Here is a 24550-nt window from a genome sequence, read left to right as displayed (position 1 = left end):
TTGATTTCGCAATATTACGAATACACCCTCTGTTTTGGATCTCTCTTTTCCGAATAACATGACAGGATACTATAAAAAGACTAAGGCCGGGCCAAAATGGTTCGCACAATCCCCTGGATGCGCAATGCCATTTCATCCGTCGGAAGGTCATTGTCGTCCGTGCCGAAAGGATCTTCGATTTCTTCCGCCAGGATTTCAATACTTACCAATACGTAGAAAATAAATGTAGCGATGATTGCGGAGTAATATCCAAAGTTGACAACGAACGCAAAAGGAAGCGTCACCACATACGTGAAAATAAACTTTTTGAAGAACATCGAATACGAATACGGAATCGGGGTGTTTTTGATGCGTTCGCAAGCGCCCACGCAATCCAGAAATCCGTTGAGGTTCCGGTCCAGGCGCAACAGATCTTCTTCCGAGAGAACTCCCGCTTTTTTCAGTTCGTTCAATCGTTTGTACATCAGTTCTACAATCCCCGAAGGAATGTGATCCAGGTTTTCGAGGAAAACACGTTCTTCGTTTGTTAAATCCAGCAGGTCAAAGTCGGTTCCCTGGCGCAGGTGTTCCTTAATACACAACGCAAAATTCCCGATGTGGCGCCCGAAATAATGGTTGTCTTCCAACGTCAATTCCAATGCGGTTAATTTCACCGCAAGGTTGCGCGAATCATTGACCAGCTGTCCCCAGTTTTTACGGCCTTCCCACCAACGGTCGTAAGCGGTATTTGTTCTGAAAACCAATAACAGCGACAAGACAAAGCCCAGGATGGAATAAACCGAGAACAGTTTTTCCAAAACAACGGCATCTGAAAAGAAATGAATCTCGAAAAAGGCAATTCCAAGTGTGAAGAGGAAAATGAAAAGCAGTTCCTTCCATAAAATGGAAAGCGTATCACTTTTAGTCAGGTGAAAGATCAATCCGATCCAACTCTTTGGGTTGTATGTTATCATGCAATAGCTTAGGGAACAAAAGTAATGAATTTTGGTACGACGATAATTTTAAAATAAAAAATGCGTTAAGGGAAGCGGGCAATCCTGACACAAAACTGAAATCAGACTGAAAGCGCTTTTTCTTCCGATCGGATGATAGAATTTGGCTATTGCTGAATTTCGGATAAATTTGCAACACGTAATTGAAAAAAGTATGGAAGAAAGCAGCAAGGTAATGCAGGAACAACGAATGAATTTATTCGTCACATTATGGGCTAAACGCAGAATATTGCTGATCGTTACGGCGGCAGGTCTGGTCGTTTCAACCCTCATCGCATTCCTGATGACGCCGCTCTATCGATCCACAGCAATCGTGTTCCCTGCTGCAACCAGTACGGTATCCTTTTCCGAACAGCGAAATGCCAAAGCTTCTTCGATGGACTTCGGGGAGGAAGAACAGGCAGAACAGCTGATCCAGATCCTGCAGTCTTCCAAAGTAAGAGATAAAGTCGTACAGCAATTTGATTTGTGGAAGCATTACGACATTGATCCTTCCGATGCCAACAAGCACTTCAAACTGGTGAAAGAATACAACAGCCACATTTTGTTCGTGCGTACACGCTACGGTTCCATCCAGATCGACGTACTGGATAAAGATCCGCAATTGGCGGCAGACATGGCGAACAAAATTGTCGACCTCATTGACACTGTGAAGAATGAAATGGTCATGGAGCGTACGGTTCCTGCGTTCCAGATCAACAAACGAAAGAAAGAAATGCTCGAAGCTGAACGCGATGCCATTCTGAAACAGTTGGATTCACTGGCAGGTTTGGGAGTTGTTCCGCTGGAAAGCCGGGCAAACCTCTTCCAGGCTTATGTAGAAACAAAAAGCGCGGAAGACAAAGCAGATTACAAGGAACGCATCGATATTAACCTGAAATACGGAGCACTTTTCGACGGATTGGAATACGAACGAAACGAAAAAATCATGAAATTGTCTGATTTCAACCAGTCTTATGAACAGGCAGAATCCGATGCGAATACGCAGTTCAACCACAAGTTTATCGTGGAACGCGCGGTCGTGGCAGATAAAAAGGACAAGCCGAAACGCTTGATCATCATGCTGCTGTCTACATTCGGAACGTTTGTATTCATGGTATTCCTGTTGTTGATCCAGGATAAAATCAAGGAACTTCGTAAGTTGTCCTAAGCGTGGCTTTTCTTCGGGAAAATAGTTGGTTATTGGTCCTCGGACTGGCATTTGTCGGTTTGCTGGGATACGGATTTTGGTTTGATAACACCTATATCCCACTGATTCCCTATGCGCTGATCGTGCTTTTTGTAGCGCTGTTTTACACCGAGTACACTTTCTTTTTCATCATCGCGGCCACTCCGTTGTCGATTAACATCGAAGAATACACTGACAGCTTCGGGTTATTTATTCCCACCGAACCACTGTTGTTCGGAACGATGCTCCTGTTGCTGATCCAGAATATGAAATACCGGGTTTTTCCAACATACCTGAGAAATTCGGCGATTGTCTGGACGGTGGTTTTCTACCTGGTTTGGGTCTTGTTTACGTCGATTACCAGCGAAAATACCGTAACTTCATTGAAATTCCTGCTTGCACGCCTGTGGTTCATTGTTCCGGTTTTGTTCTACGGAAGCGCCGTTTTTTATGAGCCGAAGAAAATCCGCTGGTTCCTGTGGCTGTTTATTTCGACCATGGTCATTGCGATTACCTACACGCTGGTGGTGCATGCTTCCTACCGTTTCGGGGAAAAGGAAAGCCACTGGGTGATGTGGCCGTTCTTTAAGGATCACACGATCTACGGAGCATTGGTTGCGCTGGTAGTTCCGCTGATTTTCTCGTTTTATTTTGCCCGCAAACACACGCCGCTGCAGCAGTTCATCCTCATCGGATTTATGTTTATTTCCTTGCTTGGATTGTATTTCAGTTATACCCGTGCAGCCTGGTTGAGCGTATTTTTGGGAATTGTGATTTGGTTATTGATCCGTTTCAAAGTGAAATTTTCCTGGTTGGCGGGAATCGCATTGGTGATCGGGTTGTATATCTGGGCTTCCTGGGATTCGATTCAGCAGGATTTGGCGCGAAACAAATACGAACATACAACGGAAGAATTCGGAGAGCGCCTGCAAAGTGCAACGAACGTAACAACCGACGCTTCGAACCTGGAGCGGATCAACCGTTGGAACTGTGCGATCGACATGTTCCGGGAGCGGCCTTGGGTGGGTTTTGGGCCGGGGATGTATTCGTTCGAATACGCCCGTTTCCAGCGCCCGGAAAACCTGACGATCATTTCGACCAATTTCGGGAATATGGGAAATGCGCACAGTGAATACCTCGGACCTTTGGCAGAAATGGGATTGCTGGGAATGCTGAGTATGCTGGCGATTGTGGCGGCTGTTTTTTACGAAGGAATCACACTTTATAATGCCTGGCCGGTTGAAGACCGTGAAATCAAAACCCTGTTGATGGGATTCATCGTTTCCCTGTCGACCTATTTTATACACGGATTCCTCAATAATTTTTTAGATACCGACAAAGCGGCCGTTCCTGTTTGGTCAATGTGTGCTATCTTTATAGCCTTAAGAGCGCGTCTGCAGAAAATGCAGCAGCAAACACAAGGAGAATAGCATGTTTACAGGTATTATAGAAACCCTCGGAAGGGTTGTTGCGATTGAAAAAGATCAGAGCAACGTTCATTTTACGGTAGAATCTACCATCACTCACGAATTAAAAATTGATCAAAGTGTTGCCCACAATGGTTGCTGTTTGACGGTTGTGAAAATAGAAGGGGATACCTATGTGGTTACGGCGATCCAGGAAACACTGGATAAAACGAACCTTGGCGAATGGGAAGTAGGCGCAAAAGTGAACCTGGAGCGCTGCATGCTGTTGGGAGCACGTCTCGACGGACACATGGTGCAAGGTCACGTAGACACAACGGCAACCTGCATTTCCGTAGAGGACTTAGACGGAAGCTGGAAATACACTTTCCGCTATGATTTTGACCAGCCGACCGTGGCAAAAGGCTCTATTACGGTAAACGGAGTGAGCTTAACGGTAGTGGATTCTGAAAAAGGATTGTTTTCCGTTTGTATCATTCCGTACACGCATGAACACACTAATTTCCACACTTTTCAACCCGGAACGAAGGTAAACCTGGAATTCGACATCATTGGAAAATACGTGGCGCGCTTAATGGAGATGCAGAAAGCTTAATGATTTAATAATACTGTTCGTTTAAATCGATTTAGTTTTAAGTATTTCATTGATTTTGAAACACTTAAAATTTTAGTAAAATTTCACCATACCGATTTAGCAACTATTTTTTTTAGGAACATAGTACCCGCTTTTCATACCTTTGGCAAAAATTTTTGAAAAAGAATACAAAATGAAAAGACTTTTACTAATACCTATTTTGTTTTTAGGTCTTGGGGGTACTGCTCAGGTTTCTATCACGGGAACCGGTTCATATACCCAGGATTTCAATACATTGGCAAGTACGGGAACCACGAACGCGTGGGTAGATAACTCTACGATTGCGAACTGGTATTCTCAAAGATCCGGAACGGGAACGACTTACCGTGCGGATGTAGGATCTTCTAATGCCGGTGCTTTATACAGTTATGGAGCTGCTGCTTCAACGGAAAGAGCCTTGGGCTCTATTGGATCAGGAAATGCAGCAGCAGGAAACTTTGCTCACGGTCTTTTATTAAAAAACAATGCTTCCGGAAATATCGGAACCATTACAGTGGGTTACACCATGGAGCAGTGGAGAGACGGAGGGTCAAGTACGACAGGTGCCGCTCAATCCATGACCTTCTGGTATAAAGTAAGCAGTACTGCAATTACATCTTTAAATCCAAATGTAAACACAGGTTGGACGCAGGTAACCGCACTTACCGGAACCAGCCCGATTTTTGTTGCAGCTGCTACTGGTGCAGCATTGGATGGAAACCTTGCAGCAAACAGAATGGTTTTATCGAATATTCAGATTCCGGGATTGGTTTTGACCCCTGGTCAGTATTTGATGATCAAGTGGGATGATCCTGATCAATCAGGAAATGACCATGGTTTATCGATTGATGATGTAACTGTTTCCTGGACTGCTGCCGGTGGTTGTGTTCCAACAACAGGCACATTAGCTGTGACTCAGTGTGGCGGAACATACACTGTTCCTTCCGGACATGAAGTTTACAGCGTTTCCGGAACTTACCACGATACGATTCCAAATGCCGGAGGATGTGATAGTGTTATCACGATTAACCTGACGATTAAAAACAACACAACCAGTACGATTTCACCGGTTGCTTGTGGTTCTTACACGGTTCCTTCAACTGACGAAACGTACAGCGTTTCCGGAACATACCACGATACAATTCCGAATGCTGCAGGATGTGACAGTATTATTACGATTAACCTGACAATTACAGGTTCCATTACGTATTACCAGGATTCTGACGGTGATGGTTTGGGTAACCCTGCGGTATCTCAACCAGGATGTGCGCCAATTACAAACTACGTAACGAATGATGACGACTGTGATGATACCAATGCTGCTATCGGATTGGGGACGACTTATTATGCCGATGCTGACGGTGACGGTTTGGGTGATGCAGGTTCTTCTGTTGTTTCCTGTACGCCGGTTGCAAACCACGTAACAAATGCTAACGATTGCGACGATACGAATGCGGCTATCGGTGCGGCTGTATTGTACTACACAGATGCGGATGGTGACGGATACGGTGCTGCAACTGCTACAGGAGTTCCTTCTTGTACACCGATTGTAGGTTCTGTAACGAATAACACAGACTGTAATGATACGAACCCTGCGATTCACCCGGGAGCAACTGAAATTCCAAATAACGGAATCGACGAAGATTGTAACGGATCTGATCTGAATACTATCGGAACAGCAATCGGATTGTATGAATTTACAGGAAACGATTGTGCTGCGCCGGTATTGGGCGTAACAACTCAGCCTGCAAACGCAACATTTGGTGATTACGGTGCTGCCGGAAGTTCTTTGACTTGTTCTTCTGCTAACAACGTAATTAACTATAACGGATTCAACACTGGAGCTACAATTGATTTGACTCAGTATTACCACTTTGCGATTACGCCTTCCAGCTGTTACGGTTTGGATCTGAGCATGATTAAATTCAGCCACAGATTGTCCGGAACAGGAGGAACTCCAACGCTTCACGTTCGTTCCAGCCTGGATAACTATGGAGCAGATTTGTTTACAAAACAATTGACAGTAAATGGATCTACTTACCTGGTAGATACCGTATTCCTGACTTCTGCTTTCGATAACGTTACTTCAAACGTTGAATTCAGATTCTACCTGACTGAAATCGGTTCGGCTACAGCAACTTACCGTCACGATAACGTAACTCTTTTCGGTGCAATCAATGCATTGCCGACTCAGACATATTATGCAGATGCTGATGGCGATGGTTACGGAAACCCAGCGGTTTCTCAAACAGCTTGTACTGCTCCAACCGGATACGTATTGGATAACACCGATTGTGATGATACAGATGCAGAGGAATTCCCTGGTGCTGTTTGGTATGCTGACGTTGATGGTGACGGATTGGGTGATGCAGGAGCTTCTCAGATTTCTTGTACGCGTCCTGCAAACTACGTTTCCAATGATACGGATTGTAACGACAACGACGCTCAGATCGGAGCTGAAATGACTTACTACGTAGATGCTGACGGTGACGGATACGGAGATTCTGATGCTTCAGGAGTTGTTTCTTGTACACCGATTACAGGATCTGTAACAAACAATGAAGATTGTGACGACAGCAACGATCAGGTGAACCCTGCTGCAACAGAAGTTTGTGACGGTGTTGACAACAACTGTGACGGAAACATCGATGAAGGTTTCACCATGACAACGTACTACGAAGATGCTGACGGTGATACATATGGTAACCCGAACGCTTCTGTAACAGATTGTACACAACCAGCAGGTTATGTAACAAACAATGAAGACTGTGACGATACAAACGCAGCGATTCACCCGGGTGCAGTTGATCAAACCGGAAACGGAATTGATGAGAATTGTGACGGTGTTGACGGTGTTCTTGGAATCGAAGAAGCTATTTTGGCAAACTTGAACGTATACCCGAACCCGGGAACAAGTTCAGTCCTATTGAACCTGGCTTCAGGATGGAACGGATTTACAGTAACATTCATTGGAGTAGACGGAAAAGAAATGGCACTGTCTGCTACTCAGAAATCTGCTGCTGAATTGGTATTCAACACAGAAACACTGGTACCTGGAACTTACTTTATTCGTTTGACTTCTGCTTCAGGAACCGCACTGGTTCGTTGGGTGAAGAACTAAGAATAGATTCATTTGAAATCATTGAAAGGCTGTCTCGTTGAGGCAGCCTTTTTTGTTGGGAGAATACCTGCCAAACCCCCTGAAACCGGACTTTTTACACAGTCCAATAGCTATCGGGATTATCAATTTGTAAAATTGTTGAGCTTAACGGTTAAAAACACCCTGCCAACCGACTCCCCAATTTTCAGTAACTTTGCACCGATGGAACAGATAATCTACAATGTCACAGTAAGCATCGACCCGGCGATCGAACAGGATTGGGTGAGCTGGATGTGCGAAGTACACATTCCGGATGTGATGGCGACCGGATGCTTTCTCGAAGGCCGGATGTCCAAAATGAACGATGAAGAAGAAGGAGCCTGCACCTATGCCATGACCTATGTGGCATACAGCCAGGAGCATCTGAGCGATTACCAGCACAATCATGCGGCAAGACTTCAGGTAGACCATAAAAGCAGATACGAAGGGCGTTTTGCCGCTTTCAGAAGTACTTTGAACGTGATCCAACACTTTCCGCATGAGCGTTAGAGCAAAAAAACACCTGGGGCAGCATTTCCTCAAGGATAAGAATATCTGTAAGAAAATTGCAGATCAGTTCAAGCATCACCAGGGAGTGACAACGGCGATTGAGATCGGTCCGGGAATGGGAGCACTGACAGAATACCTGTTGCAGGATCCGGAAACGGAATTGTATGTGATGGATGTCGATTCCGAATCGATTGATTACCTGAAAGTGCACTATCCGCAATTGGATGGACGTATTATCTTCGGGGATTTCCTGAAAATGGATCCGACCCAGATTGTGGGACAGAAACCGTTTGCCGTACTTGGAAATTTCCCGTACAATATCTCCTCCCAGATTTTGTTCAAATGCATTGATTTCAAGGATTCGATCCCGGAGATCATGGGTATGTTCCAGAAAGAAGTAGCCGAACGCGTAGCCGAGAAACCAGGCACTAAAACGTACGGAATCCTGAGCGTTTTGCTCCAGGCATACTACGATATCGAATATTGCTTCACCGTAGATGAGCATGTATTTGATCCGCCTCCGAAAGTAAAATCCGGGGTGATTCGCTGTACCAGAAACGATAGAGACAAACTTCCGTGTGATGAAAAGCTTTTCAAACAGGTCGTGAAAATGTCGTTCAACCAGCGCCGCAAAACGATTCGGAACTCCATCAAAGCGATGCTTCCGGAAACGTATGAGGAAAACCCGGTGTTGCAGCTTCGTCCTGAGCGATTGGGAGTTGAAGAATTCATCGAATTGACCAATTGGATTGAAAAGCAGCGGGCAAACGCACAGTCATAAACTAATTACCTGAACCTCAGGTTGATTTGAATAAATTGGGTGCTGCGAAAGTGATTTCCTGAAAAAGGAAGATAATTCCGTCCGGATTCACCGGTTTTGGGTGTGTAAATACTTGTAAATGTGTTTCGAAGCCCTTGTGTTGTGGTTTTTTCAATGCAATGGAAAGCGGATGTTAAATGGAGCAGAAAGGAGAATATTACATCTCTTTAACACTTTCGTTTTTTGAGCGTTTTCCTTCAGAATATCAGTGATTTACTAACAAAAACAGGTGCTGAAAGAGTATTCCTGTGAATAAGTAATTGTTACCATTCATCAATTTCTCGTTACTCCTCTGAAAATTCGATTATTTTTGTGCGAATTTCAAAAAATACGTTACAATGTCACAGGAGAAAACAAGATACTCAGATAGTGAATTGGAAGAATTCCGTCAATTGATCAATGAGAAATTGAAAGAGGCGTATGATGACTACGATATGCTGAAATCATCTTTGTCGAATGATAATCATGGAACAGATGACACCGGAAGAACTTTCAACATGATGGAAGATGGGTCGGAGACTTTGTCCCGTGAAGAAGTTGCACAATTGGCTGCTCGTCAGGAGAAATTCATTGAAAACCTGAAAAATGCGTTGATGCGCATTGAGAATAAGACTTATGGTGTTTGTCGTGTAACCGGTAAATTGATCCAAAAAGAGCGTTTGAGACTGGTTCCGCATGCTACTTTGAGTATTGAAGCTAAAAACATGCAAAACAAGTAAGTTGAAAAAACAACTCTATATCGTTATCATAGCGGTATGCTGTATTTTACTGATTGATCAGATCACTAAAATTTGGATCAAGACATCCTTCAATTATTACGATCCTCCGGTAAACGTATTCGGTTCCTGGTTTCGCCTGTTGTATATCGAAAACCAGGGAATGGCCTTCGGAACAACGTTTGGAGCCAGTATCTGGGCAAAACTGGGGTTGAGTATTTTCCGGATTGCGGCCAGCTTCGCGATTGCTTATTACTTTATCAAGCAGTGGCGAAAGGGAGCGAAAACAGAATTTCTGTTGGCCATCGGATTGGTGTTTGCCGGGGCAACCGGAAACCTGATTGATTCCATGTTCTATGATTTCATTTTCGATTACGATCCGTGTATCGGGTTCAACCACCTGGAAGGATCCGGAATCTGGTCTGATTGCGGAATAGTAGGAAAATACGAAACAAGGCACACCGGTTTCCTGCTTGGAAACGTAGTGGATATGTTCCAGTTCAATGTGGAGTGGCCTTCCTGGGTTCCGTGGTACGATCAAAATGGAGACAACCAGATTTTCCCGGCAATCTGGAACGTGGCAGATGCGGCGATCAGTGTCGGAGTGGTGATGATTATCCTGAGACAGCGAAAATACTTCCCGAAGGAAAAGAAAGTAACAGCACCGGCAAGCACGGTTTCAGCTGAAGAAAATACGATCAGAACGGAAGAGTAATCTTCCGTTTTTTTGTTTCTATCAGTTTCGAGTGATTCTGCTCATGTCAGTTCGCGTTCCCGACAGAAACGGAGCGAATAGTCGGGAGTATCAAGCACAGTGAGCAGCATCGATCCGAATTTGTTTAAAGCAACTCCAGCACTTTCTCCACATCTTCCGGAGTATCGATATTCGGCGTTTCGATTTCCGTTTCCACCACCTGAATCGAATAACCGTTGTAAAGCCAGCGCAGTTGCTCCAGCGATTCGATCTTTTCCAGCTGGGTTTCTTCCAGTCTGCTGAGTTCAAGCAACACCTCCGAACGGTAGGCATACAGCCCGATGTGTCTCAAAAACGGATAGATTTCGAGTGGTTCTCCTTTTGCGTTCGCAAAATTGGGAATCGGGCTTCGTGAAAAGTACAATGCCCGGTGATTCTTATCGATGACCAGTTTAATCCGGTTGGGGTTTTGAATATCTTCCATCGCAATTTTACGTGAAGCCAGTGTTGCGATTTGCACTTCCGGGTTAGTGAAAGCCTGCAGCAACTGGTCCAGTTGCCGTGCATCCACCAAGGGTTCATCGCCCTGGATATTGATCACCACATCGTATGATTCGGATAGCTTGCGGAGCACTTCCGCACAGCGATCCGTTCCTGTAGGGTGTTTGGAATCCGTCAGCATCACGTCTCCACCGAACCGCGCTACTTCATCTGCAATGCGCTGATCATCCGTTGCGACGACCAAATCCGTTAGCAGGGAAGCCTTTGAAGCTCCCTCTACCACGCGTTGAATCATGGTTTTTCCGTTCAAATCAATCAAAGGTTTCCCCGGAAAACGCGAGGAGCCGTAACGTGCGGGAATGATACCGAGAATGCGCATGGTTTTTCTTTCAAAGATAGTTATTCGGAGGAAATCTTCTTTGCGCTCTTTGCACCTTTGCGGTTCATTTAGGTATGTATACCTCATGTGTTTTAAATGCAGAGAAGCAAAGCACGCAAAGTTTGGGAAAGGGATTTTACCCAAATTTCTGACTTTTAGTTAATTTTGTCGCATTATGAAATACCTGTTTGTCGGTTTAGGAAACCCCGGTTCAAAATACGAAGAAACGCGCCACAATATCGGATTTAAAGTGGTTGAAGCCCTTGCAAAAGAGCTTGGCGGGACATTTAATTTGCAGAAAACCGCAGAAGTAGCGGAAGTAAAGTTCAAGGGCAGAACACTGATCCTGGTGAAACCGACAACGTACATGAACCTTTCCGGTAAAGCGGTGAACTACTACCTGCAGCAGGAAAAGATTCCGCGTGAAAACCTGGTCGTAATTACCGATGACCTGGCGCTTCCGTTCGGGAAACTGCGCATGAAAGGAAAAGGTTCAGACGGCGGACACAACGGGTTGAAAGATATCCAGGCAACGTTGAACACCACCGAATACTGCCGCCTGAGATTTGGTGTGGGAGCAGATTTCCACAAAGGACAACAGGTAGATTACGTACTCGGAGAATGGACTGCGGAAGAAAAGGAAACCTTGAACGAACGCATCCAGGTTGCAACCGAGTTTCTGAAAAGCTATGCTGCGGTTGGTATTCAGCTGACCATGACGAATTGGAATAATAAATAACGATTTTTTTGATTGAGAGGGGGATAAGCGCAAGGATATCCACCATATACCCGGGTAGGTTTTTTGAGTGTTCAACCCGGAAAGGGCATTCGTCTTATTCAACAATCCGGTTTTTCAATGCTTTTGCCACAGCTTCCGATGCCGAATTGACCTGCAATTTCGAGTAAATATTCTTGATATGCGTGCCAATCGTGTCAACCGAAACGAACAAATGTTCCGCTATTTTCTTATAGGAATAGCCTTTAGTAAGTAACTCCAATACTTCATGTTCCCGCTTGCTCAGTTCAAAACTAAGGGCTTTTGGTTTACTCTTTTCCCGGAAAGCATGAAGTACCCTGGACGCAATTCCCGGGCTGATGGGTGATCCGCCGGTAACTGTATTGCGAATAGCAGGAATCAGCTCCGAAGGAATCGATTTCTTGAGTAAATAACCATCGGCCCCGGCTTTGATCGATTCGAATATTTTAGTATCGTCTTCAAAAACAGTGAGCATGACGATTTGGGTGTCCGGACTTGCTTTTTTGATGCGTTTCGTACCTTCAATTCCGTTGATCTCGGGCAGGTCAATATCCATCAATACAATATCCGGATTCAGTTGAAGCACATGTTCAACGCCCCGGACACAATGGGGGAAGAGCCCCAGGACACGAAAATCCGGCTCATTTTCAAGCAGTAGTTTGAGTGACTCGCGCATATTGGCTTTGTCTTCGAAAACAATGATTGTCGTCATATGAGTTGAATGTTTAAAGAAACGCTGGTTCCCTTTCCCGGAAAAGAAAGAATGGAAATAGTTGCCCCGATTTCAGAGGCACGTGCCTGAAGATTGCGCATGCCGTTGCCGTTGCTCCGTATACTTGTGTCGAATCCGGTTCCATCGTCTTTGACAGCGAATTCGAATAGCCTGCCGTTCAACCGGAAAACGATCTCCATGCTGTTTGCTCCGGAATGCTTCACCGCATTGTTGATGCTTTCCTTGAAAATCAGGTAGAGGTGGTATTTTTTTTGATTGTCAAGTTTAAAAGAAGCGGCAAACTCCGGAATCCGGAGTTCGTATTCAATACCAGCAGCTTCAATCGTTTCAGAGGCATAACGCACCATCCGGCGAATTAATTCATCGAGCGAATCAAATTGCGGGTTCACGTTCCAGATGATGTCGTTGATCGTGTCACTGATCTCAACAGAGTAGCGGGAAATATTATCCAGGGCTCTTTGCGCCATGGGAGAATGAGGGTCGTTTTGCAGCATGTTTGCCAGGATATGAATCGAACTCACATTAGCGCCGAGCTCGTCGTGCAGATCCTTTGAAATCTGGTTGCGGATAGCAAGTAAGCGCAGGTTCTGGTAACGTTTATAGAAATAAAAAATACCGAAAAGCAGCGCAACAAATAAAAAGAGCAGCAGGATAAACCACCAGGTATTGTAAAAAGGAGGGGCAATATGGATGAACAACGTTTTGGACGATGCTGATCGCACACCTTCGTTGTTGATAGAATAATATTGAAGGGTGTAGTCTTCCGGAGCCAGGTTTTGAAGTTCAATGATTCCATCGGAAATGTGGGGAGCCTGTTGGTTCAGGCGATAATACCAGCGATTTTTTCCGGATTCCGGATAAACACATCCGGCCAGGTAAATGCGGATATCATTTGCATGGCTGGAAAGATCCAGTTGATTGCGGGATAGAAGCACCGGATGATTGTTCACCGTTAATTTTGAAATGACCAGGGAAGGTGTTTTTTGATTCCGGAAACGATTGGTAATCGTATACCTGCAAAAATAATCAGACACACTATAGAGAAATGTTCCGTCCCCGGAAGGCTCCAGCTGGTTGTACCATTTCTGAACATAGTTTTCATATGAAAAAAGACGCAGACTCTTTTTGGTGTCCGGGTTGTAGGTATACAAACCATCTACAGTGGTGTAAAGCAGCTGATTTCCGTCTGTAACAAGCAGGTTCTCGATTTCATCACCAATCAAACCGTCAGCTGTTTTGAGGTAATCAACCTGGTGCAGCCGGTCTGTATGCTGGCGGATGATTCCTGCGGATGTAGCCATGTAAACACAGTTATCTGCTGCCTGGATGCAATGATAATCAACCGGAATGTTTAATTGGGAAGGATGTGTAGCATATAGTTTTCGAAAAGTGGGGAACTCCCGGACTTCCCAGCCATCGAAAAAACGCAGAATCCACAATTTATGATCCTTCAGACAGACATCTTTGCAAAATAATTTCTCCGCTGCAGTGCCTGCAATGGCTTCCTCTTTGAAAACAAATTGCTTTTTCCGTATATCGAACAACATCAATCCCTTTTGAGTGCAAAACGCAAGCAAGGCATGATTCAATTGCCGGATGCGCAGGGTACTCACTGCAACAAGCGGCTTGGACTCCAGTTGATGAGTTTGTTCCGAAAAACGGAATGTTCCTTTTTTTGAACCCACCAGAATACCCAGTTCTGTTTTAGCAATAGAACTGATTTGAGTCAGCGGAACGGGAATGGAAATCAACTCATCGGAATCTGCATGGTAAAGAAAAAGACCGTCATATTCTGTTCCGATCAGGAACGATTGTCTGCTTAATGGGAGCACGGCATTGATTAGGATCCCGTTTTTCAGCGTTTCGCGATTATGGAAATGATAGCTTTTGTTCTTCTGAAGAGAGGGATGGAAATAACTGATTCCCATTCCGGTTGCAATCCACAAACCTTCGTTGTCATCGGTGCAAAACCCCTGGATCTGATTTGAGCACAAGCTTTTGGGATTGTATGGATTTACGCGGATGAAAAAGTGCCGGTGTGTTTTTTCATTCCAGGCAATAAGCCCTTTGGATTGTGTCCCGACAATCAGGAATTGTTCCTGTCCGACCCGGTAACGGATGACCTGCGAATAATCCGTTTCCGGAACGAAAACCTCCGGAAAGAAAGCCCGCACCCGGTTGGTTCCGATCGTATAGATTAATAAACCATGCTGCCGGGTGGTTAATAACAGCTGTTTTGCATTGAGTTGAAAAATACCCCGCACTACCGGACTGATCTGTTTGTTCTGAAGGTAAAAATGTGTGATGTAGTTCAACGTTCCCGATGTTGGATTCCAGTGAACCAGTGAAGGCCGGTCTTCCGGACAGGTCCAGATACTTCCGTCCCATCCGCGGTAAAGGAAAGGAAACGAATTTTTAGCGGTTTCAGGAAAAGATCGGATGGAGTGCAACGTGCTGCCTTTTTTCCGGAATAGCTCCAATCCGGTCCAAGACGAAACCAGGATTTGATCTGCTCCCACGGAAATGATTCTTCCCCAGCCTTTCACCGGATCCGCATAGCGGTAAATGGAATCCCCGGCAAAATTATAGAAAGCAATTCCCCGGTCGGTATTGATCCAGATTCCCTTGTTTTTTTCTTCATCCACATCAATCACCCAGTTGGCGGGGAGCTGCCTGTTCTTTGTTTCGGCCTGTTGCTGAAAAGTTTCCCAGCGATTGCCGTTGAAGCGGTTTAAACCGTTCAGCGTAGCAATCCAGATCGTGCCTTTCGAATCCTGGAGTACATCGTAACAATAGTTGGAGGAAAGTCCGTCTTTCATCGAGTAATTCTGGAAAACAGCATGATCAAACAGCAGCGAAGTGCTGTGATTCTGACCGAATACAGTAGCAGCATATATCAAAATCCCGGTGAGGAAAGCATTTTTCATCTGTAATCAAAGATACGGAATCCGATGCAGCTGAAAATCACCAATTCAGGTGATTGATTGAAGGGGGAATGATCGTAGGTTTGCGCTATCCAAATCTAGTAAAAATGAAACAATTTATACTGAGTCTTATCGGAATCATGGTTGTCGGAAATCTGATGGCACAAACCCCGGGTCGAATTCACACCAGCGGGAAGTACATTTTAGGGCCTTGCGGTGATACCCTGCATTTAAAAGGAATCAATTACGCTCCATACAACTGGGGCTATGATGTGAATGAACAGCGAATTTCCGAAATTGCTCAATCGGGAGCCAATGCGGTACGTCTTCCCTGGTACTGGAGTAACCCGGGAGCCGATGTATACTACAATTATGTCGCCCTGGACAGTATTATCAGTAAATGCATCCAATTCGACCTCATTCCGATTTTGGAACTGCATGACTTTACCTGTGAGAACAATCCATCGGATTTGATTACCGGATCCGGATGGTGGACGAATGCTTCCGTTTTTCCGATCCTCCAAAAGTACCGTCACAGCATCATTGTCAACATTGCCAATGAAGCATTGTACGTGAATTGGACGGGAAACCAGGCAGCTGCCCTGACAAGCTATCAAAACACCTATGAAACCATTATCAACAACCTGCGAAACGTAACAGGATTCGATTTCCCTATCATGATTGATGCTCCGGATTGCGGACAAAACTCCGACGTGTTCATTACTTCCAACACGGCAAATCAATTGATTAACACGGATCCGGAGCACAACCTGATTTTCAGTGCACATGCTTATTGGTACGCTTACGCCAATAATGACAGTACGCAAATGGCCAATAAAATCAATGCAGTGCTGGCTGCCGGTATTCCATTTGTGCTGGGTGAAATTGCCAACCAGCAGGATGATCAGAGCATGTGCCAATACAACCTCAATTATCAGCCCCTGCTGCGCTATTGTGAAGTAAATAAGGTCAATTGGCTGGCGTGGAGCTGGGATCGAGACGGCTGCCCGCAAAGACAACTATCAACCAACGGGTTGTTTGCGTCACTCACGCCTTACGGGAATGATTTGGTGAATAACCCGGATTACGGGTTGAATACCAAACCAGCCGCAAAAAGTCACTTCCTGGTTCATGGAGCTTGTGAAAGCACTGCTTCTTTAAGCGAAATGGAGATGCTTTCCGCCACCGTTTTCCCGAATCCGAATACGGGGATATTCCGGGTGTTGCCAGGAGATCATTTTCATGTCGGAATGACCTGCTATGATCTATTGGGGAATGAGATTGCGTTGAGTGATTTGGGTAGTGGAACCTATCAAATCCAATCGCCACCCGGAATGTATCTGTTAAAACTGCATACCCCGAACCAGGAAGCAATTGTTCGCATTGTTGTGAGATAACGGACTCCTGAAACCAAAGAAAAAAAGATGAAAAATGGATTTGTTTTGCTCCTTATTGCAGGAGTGGCGGCGGGAATTGTTTCCTGCAAGAAGAAAGAAATTGTGACGACCAATACGGTAGAAGTGGAACCGCAACCGTCCTTAATCGGTGCCTGGGAAGGTTACTACGGATCCAGGGGAATTACCAATTCAGGAGATACCTGTTTTTATGAACCCACGTACCCGTATTCGATGGTGCTTGAATCAGGCGGTACGGCAAAAGTTTACAACACTTTGCTGGCTGATACCTCCGCATCATCCAGGGCGGTAGGAAATTGGGTGTATGCTTCCAATAATACGATTTACGTGGATTATACCTATGTTTCTGCAGGGATTCAATACATTATCCGCGCCAGGGTGGATCCGAAAATGCATGCGATAAATGGAAAATGGTATAATTCCGACAATGCAACAGGTGGGTTGTTTTACATGGCGAAAAAGTAAGTGAGGCACCATTCCATGAATAGGAATTCAATCAAAAGACAGAAATTGATAAAACGCAATCATTTTGAAAAACAGTGTGTTAACTTCTTTTGGGAATTGAAATCGATGTATTTCGTCTTTTTTGGCTATTTTGAATTGAAACAATGAATACCTTTGTGAATGCAAATAAATACCATTTGCGGAATAAAACTATGCAATACATACGACTCACGAGAAGTGATGACTTTACAAAGAAACTCTCCCAAAAAGTAGACGAATACCTCAAAAAAAATAACTTGAAACGTTATGGTAACTGGCGCATTCTATTGAAAGTTCCCTTGATGTTTTCCCTGTTTTTGCTGCCTTATTTTTTAATGGTTTTTGGAGTCATTGAAAACCACTGGCTCATGTTTTTCATGACCATGATTATGGGAGTAGGGATGGCAGGAATCGGGCTTTCCATTATGCATGATGCCAATCATGGAGCATTTTCCAAATACAAGTGGCTGAATAAAATCATGAGTTTCTCCATGGAAATCCTGGGCGGATTTAACCTGAACTGGCGCATTCAGCACAATGTATTGCATCATAGCTTTACAAATGTGCACGACATGGATGAAGACATCGACTCCATTGGTTTGTTGCGTTTCTCTCCGAATGTACCGCACAAGAAAGTACACCGTTTTCAGGTCTATTATGCATGGTTTTTCTACGGATTCATGACCCTTTCATGGATGACGAACAAAGATTTCATGCAATTGAGCCGTTACAACAAAGAAGGCTTGTTGAAAGCACAAAATACCACTTTCGCAAAGGCCATGACACAGCTGGTTTTTTCAAAGATTTTGTATTATACGTACATGATTGCTGTTCCGTTATTGGTAATGGATGTAACCTGGTGGCAGGTGTTGCTTGGATTCTTCGTGATGCATTTCATTTGCGGAATCATTCTTGCCTTTGTATTCCAGGTTGCACACGTCATGCCGGAAACGGAATTCATGACCAGAGATGGGTATACGCATAAAAACGACGATGTTTCCTGGGCAAAGCACCAGATGATGACAACAGCGAATTTTGAGAACTGGAACCCGATTTTGACATGGTACGTGGGTGGATTGAATTATCAGATTGAACACCACTTATTCCCGGATATTTCGCACGTTCATTACCCGAAAATTTCGAAAATTGTGAAAGAAACGGCACAGGAATACGGGATTCAGTACAATTACCACAAAACATTCGGTGCAGCTATCTTCAATCATTTGCGCCTACTGAAGCAATTGGGAAGAGCTTAAGCTATTGAAAATAAAAGGAAGGGGGAACGCGATGCATCGCGTTCCCCCTTCTTGCTTTCTGTACTTCCGGTTCCGAAGGAAATATTTTGGATGCTGCCGGAATTCCGGGCGTTTCTTTGCTAACTTTAAGAAGTAATCAGATTGCAGAAACAATGACAGAAAAGGAAAAGTGTGCGGAAGGATTGATGTACAATGCCAATTATGATGAAACATTGATCCGGGAACGGATCATATGCAAAGATTTGTGCCAGGAATACAATGGACTGAAAAGCTCCGATATGGAAGCCAGAAGCGCGAAAATGAATGAAATCATCGGCAGTACGAAGGGAAATTTCCTGATCGAACAACCATTTATCTGCGATTACGGATACAACATTGAGATCGGAGAGAATTTCTACAGCAACCACAACCTGGTGATCCTGGATGCCGCGAAAGTGACTTTCGGAGACAATGTTTTCATTGCGCCGAATTGCGGATTTTACACCGCAGGTCATCCGGTTGATGTAGCACAGCGGAACGAAGGACTGGAATATGCACATCCGATTACGATCGGGAATAACGTCTGGATCGGAGGAAACGTCGTGGTTCTTCCAGGCGTTTCAATCGGAGACAATTCCATTATCGGAGCCGGAAGTGTGGTCAATAAAAGCATTCCTGCAAATGTGATCGCCGTTGGGAATCCGTGTAAAGTGAAAAAAAGCATCGATGAATAATTAAAAATCCGGCATATGGGACACGATCACTCACATCATCATCATCACCAGGAAGTTGTACTGAAAAAGGTCAACACCGCTTTTGTGGTGGGCATCGTGCTCAATTTGTCCTTCGTTGTAATCGAAGCCATTGTCGGGATTGCAATTGATTCCCTGTCCGTCTTATCGGATGCGGGCCATAACCTCGCGGATGTCGGTACGCTGGCGCTTTCACTTTTGGCTTTCAAACTGATGAAAATCAAATCGAACAGCCAGTACACGTACGGTTACCGGAAAACGACGATCCTGGTGGCGTTATTCAATTCCTTCCTGCTGCTCATCACCATCGGAGCGATTGTTTATGGAGCCGTAGACCGTTTCTTTTTTCATCCGCAGGAAATTCCCGGACTATCTGTTTCCATTATTGCCGGAATCGGCATTGTAATCAACTTTGGAACGGCGCTGCTATTTTTACGCAACAAAGAACAGGATATCAACGTCAAGAGCGCATACCTGCATTTGGTCAGTGATGCCCTGGTTTCCGCAGGATTGGTTGTGGGAGGGATTGTCATCTACTACACGCATTTGTACTGGCTCGACAGTTTATTCAGCCTGATCATTGCCGGAATCATCCTGGTGAGTACCTGGAAACTGATGAAAGAAAGCCTGCGTTTGTCACTGGACGGCGTTCCGAGTACGATCCGGCTGGAAGACGTGATTACGCAAATCTGCAGCGTAGAAGGTGTAAAAGAAGTACATCACGTGCATATCTGGCCCTTGAGTTCAACGGAAAACGCCCTCACAGCTCACTTAACCCTGGAACGCGAAATCACCGGGGAACAGGAACCGGAAATCAAACACGAAGTACGCCATCTGCTGGAGCATTTGAATATCCGGCATGTCACCCTGGAAACCGAACGGGAAGATTGTAAAACCGGCTCGTGCTGATTTTTTGTTCCGGAGGGAGTATTCTTTATTTCCCCCTTTGGAGGGGGATAAAGGGGGAGGAAAAACTAATCCTTCTCCTTCAGACAATAAATTACATGTTGGATTTGAGTGATGACATCTCCCAGATTATTGAGAACGTCTCCTTCCGAAAACCGGATAAAAGTATAACCCAGATTTTCCAATTTGTCCTGACGCATGCGGTCGTAACTTCCTTTAGTTGCGTGTGAATTCCCGTCAATTTCGATGATTAGTCCAACTTCCTGGGCAAAGAAATCTACGATAAAATGTAAAATCGGTCTTTGGCGTTTGAATTTAACACCTTGCTGATTCCGGGAAAGCGCATTCTTCCATAAATACTTTTCGGCTCTTGATACTGTTTCAGTTCTCAATTCATGGGCAAATTCACGTAAGTCTTTGTTATAGTGATTGTTTCTCATCTAATTAAGATAAGAATTTTGTCTTTGATTTACAAGAGTTTACTATCCTCCCCCTTAGTCCCCCTCCAAAGGGGGAGACAGATATTCGTTTTTACGCCTAAAAAAGGGGAGATATAAAAAAAACAAGAAACCCTCCCGGGAAAAAAGTCCGGGAGGGTTTCTTAGCGTATATAGGTTGGATTATTTCCTGATCACCAAACGCTGAGTCACTGTTCCTTCCGCAGAAGAAACCGTCAACCAGTATACTCCGTCTGCCAAAGTATCCAGGTTCAACGTGAAATCAGTGTTGGTGTTTTGTTGTGTAAACAGAGCCTGTCCGTTCATTGCGTAAACAACTACTTCAGAGTTTGTTGTATTTGTTTTGACGTAAACCAGGTTGGAAGCAGGGTTCGGGTAAACAGAGAACTCAAGAGCAGTGTTTTCAGCCAGACCCAAACAAGCCTGAGAGAAGATCACAACGGTGTCTTTATCCTGGCAACCGTGGTTATTCGTAACGGTCAACATGTAAGATCCTGCCTGTGATCCGGTGGTATTTTGAGTCGTTGCACCGTTGCTCCAGTTGTAGCTGGTATATCCTGCCGGGCCATTCAGGTTTACCGGGAAGTTGTTCGCACAGATTGTCATATCGCTTCCCAGGTTGATGGAAGGATTGGCGTATACCGTCATTACCAGCGTGTCTTTATCCTGGCAGCCATTTGCGTCCGTTCCGGTTACAATGTAATTTCCGGCTGTAGTAACATTGAAGGCCGTACCGTCGGTTACACCGTTGTTCCAAACAAATGAAGTCGCTCCGGTAGCAGTCAGCGTAACGGAAGTTCCGGAACAAACCGCCTGATCCGTTCCCGCATTGACAGTTGGAAGTGTATTGACAGTAACAGTCAGCGTATCTGAATTCTCACATCCGTAAACATCTGTTGCAGTTGCAATGTAATCCATCGTTGCAGCCGGAGCGAAGTTCACTCCGTCCTGAACGCCGTTGTTCCAGGAAATAGCAGCAGTAGTTGTTGCTTCCAGGCTTACGCTGTCTCCGGCACAAATGGCTGCATCAACACCTGCAGCTACCGTTGGCAAAGACAAAACGGTAATCATTTCAGGAAGCGTCGTATCAGCACAAGCATGCGTTGCATTCGAAACATACACACGGTAGTCTCCGGCTTCACTTACGGTCAGCGTGTTGCCGGTTTCTCCGGAGATCACCTGGTCGTTTTTCAACCATTGAACAGAGCTTTGAGCATTTCCGGGGATTGTCAGCGTCACCTGAGTTCCGTCGCAGATAGAATCATTCGGAGCAGTGATCGTTGCTCCGGCCAATTCCACACACGTATTGATTTCATAGATCGAAAGCGTAGAACTTACCTCGTTTGCAAGGATCACGATTTCTTTTCCGGTTGGAGAATCTTCTTTGCTGATCGTAATGATTCCTTCGGCTCCGCGATCCGGACCATTGGTTGCGAAAGCGCGGTTGTTGTAGTAACCCACATAAACCGGTGCAGTTGGAACGTCGATATTGAAGACCATTACACCACCGATGCGCTCCAAAGCAACGAACAAGTAGTGATTTCCATTGATTACAGTAGTAGCAAGACCTTCCGGCTCCGGACCTTTGTCATCCGAACGGTTTTTAGCCGTTGCTGCACCCGAAGAGTTGCTTGCGTTGAACAATGCACCGAAAGTAGGGTGGTTTGCAGTGATTTGCTCAAACAAATCTTTGGAATCAAATACCAAAGCACCTGTCTGTGCATTCCAGATAGAGAAAGAACGTGTTCCGAATACATGAATATCGTCGATATCTCCGTCTCCGTCCGTATCTCCGCTTGCACGTGTAACATTGATGCGACCCAGGAACTGGTTGCTTTTCAAAATGTTCTGATCCGGGATGGAGGCATCAAGCGATGCTGCTGACAACCGGCTGATTTCACTGTAAGCAGTATATTCACGTGCATCTCCTTCGTTTGCTGAGAAAATGTATTCTGTTCCCCCGATGGAAGCGTGAGCCAATGCATCGGGCATGAATAGTCCTTTTACCGGAGCAGATCCGATAAAGATTCCTGCCGACTGGTCAGAAGGATCCAACGCATCGTTTCCGTTTGCATAATTCATGGTTCCCAATGGTCTTACTGCTGTCACAGTAGCAGTAGCAATATCTACAACAGCCATCGCGTTGTTTTCCTGCAAAGAAACGTAAGCCGTTGCGTTGTCTTCCGAAATCGTGATGTATTCCGGTTCAAAATCCTGGGCAGCAGAGCTTCCGGGTCCGAAGATGCGGATTCCCTGAGCGCGGAGTGTTGCCTCCTGACCGTTGAATGCCTGGAAGTTTGCAATAGCTACGTTTGATGCGGTCAATGAAGCATAACCGCCGGTAATATCGATAATGGCGATGGAACCTTCCGGATCGGATGCGTAAGTGGTATTCGGTTCACCTTCACATGCCACGAGGATTTTCGTATGATCGTTGTTGAATGTGATCATGTCCGGCATAGCGCCAACCGGAACATCTGAAATGTGGTTACCGTTCTCGTCGAAGAAAACCACTTTCCCGTTTGCCTGCGGATTGGAGTTTTCTACCGCCACGGCCACTGTTCCGTTGTGTACTGTCAAGGAGTTCAGGTTTCCGTATGGAGTGATGGAGATCGAATTCAGCAAAGCCGGAGCAGCCGGATTGGTGAAGTCTACGATATCCATTTTCGCACCCACCGAGTTGGCGATGTATAATTTGTTGGTCGTAGGGTCGAACGAAACGATTTCAGCAGAGTTAGTTCCTTCCGCACCGTTTGAAAAGCTGGTCAGCAGGTTCAGTTTCAGTTCATTGTTTGCAACCGGAGCCTGGTAATCGTTGTCTTTGATGTAAATAATCTGGAAGCTGTTTGTTCCGATCGTTGCATTTGCCAAAGCGCTCATCTTCAGGATCACCCGTTCTGTTTTTTCTGCCAATGCATCGTCAACAATGGTCAGAGAAACGTTTTGTGTTCCCGTGAAGTTCGCAGGAATAACGATGGTATCTTCAGCCAATGTAAAATCTGCTGTTTCCGTTGCGTCTGTGTAAACCGAGTAGCTCAAAACCACTTTTGCCTGGGAACTATTGGTAGATGTTGCAGTAATTCCGATGTTGACGGTTCCCGCATTTTCCGCGAAATTCTGAGTCACTGCAGAGAATGCAAATGTTCCCGGAGCAGGAAGTACGCTCACGGAAGAAAGGTTGTTTAACGTCGGAGTACCCAATGTCCAGCTACGTTGTGTAGTCCAGCTAAGCGTTTGGGTGTTGAACGATCCGGTAGCGCGTAGCGACTGGTTGCTTGCAGGATCGCCTGCAATAAACGAACCGGATTGAAGTTTTCCACCGCTGTACAAATCGTTGACAGGAAGTTGGTAACCATCTGCACCACCATTCAGAACGGCAGTTCCAAGAGCTGTTCCGTAGAAGATCGCATCAACAGGAACCGTTGCATTGGTTAAGGAAGCGACCGGTAAATTGAAGACAGCAATTCCGTCCCCGTTGTTACCACCGTTTCCTACCACACCACCGCTTGCCGCCGTACCGAATCCGTCGCCGTTCGTGGTAGCGGTATTAATCACACGCAATTTTGTACCGGTTGGAGCCATAGATGTTCCACCGACGTATACGACATCTCCTCTGCCTACCGTTCCGCTGTTGATTTGGAAAGCGTACGTAATCAGGCCGCCTTCGATCCATCCGTTTACCGTTGCATCGGAGTTATTGCAAACTACCGTATAAGGAGTTGTTGCGAAGTTGATGTCTTGAGTTGCTACTAGTTCAATCCATTCAAACGGGGAATCTGCCCCGGAAGGATTGGTGTAAATTTCTGAAATAACGAGTCCGGGATTCTGGGAAAAACTATTGATTCCCAGCAAAAACGACCCGATGAAAAGTAAGGTTTTTTTCATTGCTGTAAAACTTTTCGCAAAGTTCCGTCCAGCATATAATCAGAGT

General features: G+C 45.2%; 20 protein-coding genes. 14 read left to right on the top strand and 6 right to left on the bottom strand.

Going from position 1 to position 24550, the window contains the following annotated elements:
- Positions 1-80: 80 nt before the first annotated feature.
- The gene (locus tag ABDV94_RS11255) at positions 81-953 is read right to left on the bottom strand and encodes a bestrophin family ion channel (RefSeq protein WP_343747275.1); all 873 of its coding nucleotides are present in this window, start codon (positions 951-953) and stop codon (positions 81-83) included.
- 193 nt (positions 954-1146) lie between these two features.
- Between ABDV94_RS11255 and ABDV94_RS11250 the strand changes: the two genes are divergently transcribed.
- The 8 genes from ABDV94_RS11250 (at position 1147) to ABDV94_RS11215 (ending at position 10097) form a co-directional block, all read left to right on the top strand.
- The gene (locus ABDV94_RS11250; RefSeq protein ID WP_343747274.1) at positions 1147-2142 is read left to right on the top strand and encodes a Wzz/FepE/Etk N-terminal domain-containing protein; all 996 of its coding nucleotides are present in this window, start codon (positions 1147-1149) and stop codon (positions 2140-2142) included.
- A 2-nt stretch (positions 2143-2144) separates the two neighbouring features.
- On the top strand, positions 2145-3590 hold the full coding sequence (locus ABDV94_RS11245) for an O-antigen ligase family protein (protein ID WP_343747273.1): 1446 nt from the start codon (positions 2145-2147) through the stop codon (positions 3588-3590).
- 1 nt (position 3591) lies between these two features.
- Positions 3592-4179: a riboflavin synthase gene (locus tag ABDV94_RS11240; RefSeq protein WP_343747272.1), complete on the top strand. Its 588-nt coding sequence runs from the start codon at positions 3592-3594 to the stop codon at positions 4177-4179.
- 172 nt (positions 4180-4351) lie between these two features.
- Positions 4352-7318: a MopE-related protein gene (locus ABDV94_RS11235; RefSeq protein ID WP_343747271.1), complete on the top strand. Its 2967-nt coding sequence runs from the start codon at positions 4352-4354 to the stop codon at positions 7316-7318.
- A 201-nt stretch (positions 7319-7519) separates the two neighbouring features.
- Positions 7520-7846, top strand: coding sequence for a DUF4286 family protein (locus ABDV94_RS11230; protein WP_343747270.1), 327 nt, complete (start codon positions 7520-7522; stop codon positions 7844-7846).
- The gene (gene rsmA / locus ABDV94_RS11225) at positions 7836-8627 is read left to right on the top strand and encodes a 16S rRNA (adenine(1518)-N(6)/adenine(1519)-N(6))-dimethyltransferase RsmA (RefSeq protein ID WP_343747269.1); all 792 of its coding nucleotides are present in this window, start codon (positions 7836-7838) and stop codon (positions 8625-8627) included. The genes ABDV94_RS11230 and rsmA overlap by 11 nt, the downstream gene beginning before the upstream one ends.
- A gap of 377 nt (positions 8628-9004) precedes the next feature.
- Positions 9005-9385 (top strand): TraR/DksA C4-type zinc finger protein, encoded by a 381-nt coding sequence (locus ABDV94_RS11220; RefSeq protein ID WP_343747268.1) that lies wholly within the window; start codon positions 9005-9007, stop codon positions 9383-9385.
- A 1-nt stretch (position 9386) separates the two neighbouring features.
- Positions 9387-10097 (top strand): signal peptidase II, encoded by a 711-nt coding sequence (locus tag ABDV94_RS11215; protein ID WP_343747267.1) that lies wholly within the window; start codon positions 9387-9389, stop codon positions 10095-10097.
- Positions 10098-10221: 124 nt separating this feature from the next.
- Here ABDV94_RS11215 and kdsB read toward each other — a convergent pair whose 3' ends face one another.
- On the bottom strand, positions 10222-10956 hold the full coding sequence (gene kdsB / locus ABDV94_RS11210) for a 3-deoxy-manno-octulosonate cytidylyltransferase (RefSeq protein WP_343747266.1): 735 nt from the start codon (positions 10954-10956) through the stop codon (positions 10222-10224).
- A 175-nt stretch (positions 10957-11131) separates the two neighbouring features.
- On the opposite strand from kdsB, the gene pth reads away from it, so the two are divergent.
- On the top strand, positions 11132-11695 hold the full coding sequence (gene pth, locus ABDV94_RS11205) for an aminoacyl-tRNA hydrolase (RefSeq protein WP_343747265.1): 564 nt from the start codon (positions 11132-11134) through the stop codon (positions 11693-11695).
- A 94-nt stretch (positions 11696-11789) separates the two neighbouring features.
- On the opposite strand, the gene ABDV94_RS11200 is transcribed toward pth, so the two are convergent.
- The gene (locus ABDV94_RS11200) at positions 11790-12425 is read right to left on the bottom strand and encodes a response regulator transcription factor (RefSeq protein ID WP_343747264.1); all 636 of its coding nucleotides are present in this window, start codon (positions 12423-12425) and stop codon (positions 11790-11792) included.
- Positions 12422-15373, bottom strand: coding sequence for a two-component regulator propeller domain-containing protein (locus ABDV94_RS11195; RefSeq protein WP_343747263.1), 2952 nt, complete (start codon positions 15371-15373; stop codon positions 12422-12424). The genes ABDV94_RS11200 and ABDV94_RS11195 overlap by 4 nt, the downstream gene beginning before the upstream one ends.
- Positions 15374-15477: 104 nt before the next feature.
- Between ABDV94_RS11195 and ABDV94_RS11190 the strand changes: the two genes are divergently transcribed.
- From ABDV94_RS11190 to ABDV94_RS11170, 5 genes are all read left to right on the top strand, one after another.
- Positions 15478-16767, top strand: a complete 1290-nt coding sequence (locus tag ABDV94_RS11190; protein ID WP_343747262.1) for a cellulase family glycosylhydrolase — start codon at positions 15478-15480, stop codon at positions 16765-16767.
- Between the two features lie 27 nt (positions 16768-16794).
- Complete coding sequence (locus ABDV94_RS11185; RefSeq protein ID WP_343747261.1) at positions 16795-17250, top strand: hypothetical protein; 456 nt, start codon at positions 16795-16797, stop codon at positions 17248-17250.
- Between the two features lie 191 nt (positions 17251-17441).
- On the top strand, positions 17442-18524 hold the full coding sequence (locus tag ABDV94_RS11180; protein WP_343747260.1) for an acyl-CoA desaturase: 1083 nt from the start codon (positions 17442-17444) through the stop codon (positions 18522-18524).
- A 152-nt stretch (positions 18525-18676) separates the two neighbouring features.
- Positions 18677-19237, top strand: a complete 561-nt coding sequence (locus ABDV94_RS11175; RefSeq protein ID WP_343747259.1) for a sugar O-acetyltransferase — start codon at positions 18677-18679, stop codon at positions 19235-19237.
- A gap of 15 nt (positions 19238-19252) precedes the next feature.
- Positions 19253-20164 carry a cation diffusion facilitator family transporter gene (locus ABDV94_RS11170; RefSeq protein WP_343747258.1) on the top strand — a complete coding sequence of 304 codons (912 nt, stop codon included), beginning with the start codon at positions 19253-19255 and terminating at the stop codon, positions 20162-20164.
- Between the two features lie 65 nt (positions 20165-20229).
- On the opposite strand, the gene ABDV94_RS11165 is transcribed toward ABDV94_RS11170, so the two are convergent.
- A complete protein-coding gene (locus ABDV94_RS11165) occupies positions 20230-20601 on the bottom strand; it encodes an endonuclease domain-containing protein (RefSeq protein WP_343747257.1) in 372 nt (123 codons plus the stop codon).
- A gap of 180 nt (positions 20602-20781) precedes the next feature.
- The gene (locus ABDV94_RS11160; RefSeq protein ID WP_343747256.1) at positions 20782-24504 is read right to left on the bottom strand and encodes a choice-of-anchor I family protein; all 3723 of its coding nucleotides are present in this window, start codon (positions 24502-24504) and stop codon (positions 20782-20784) included.
- Positions 24505-24550: the final 46 nt, after the last annotated feature.

It is taken from the genome of Fluviicola sp. (assembly GCF_039596355.1).
Taxonomy (GTDB): Bacteria; Bacteroidota; Bacteroidia; order Flavobacteriales_D; family Crocinitomicaceae; genus Fluviicola.
Note: the sequence above shows the minus strand (reverse complement) of the source record. Positions and strands in the feature narration are given on the sequence as shown.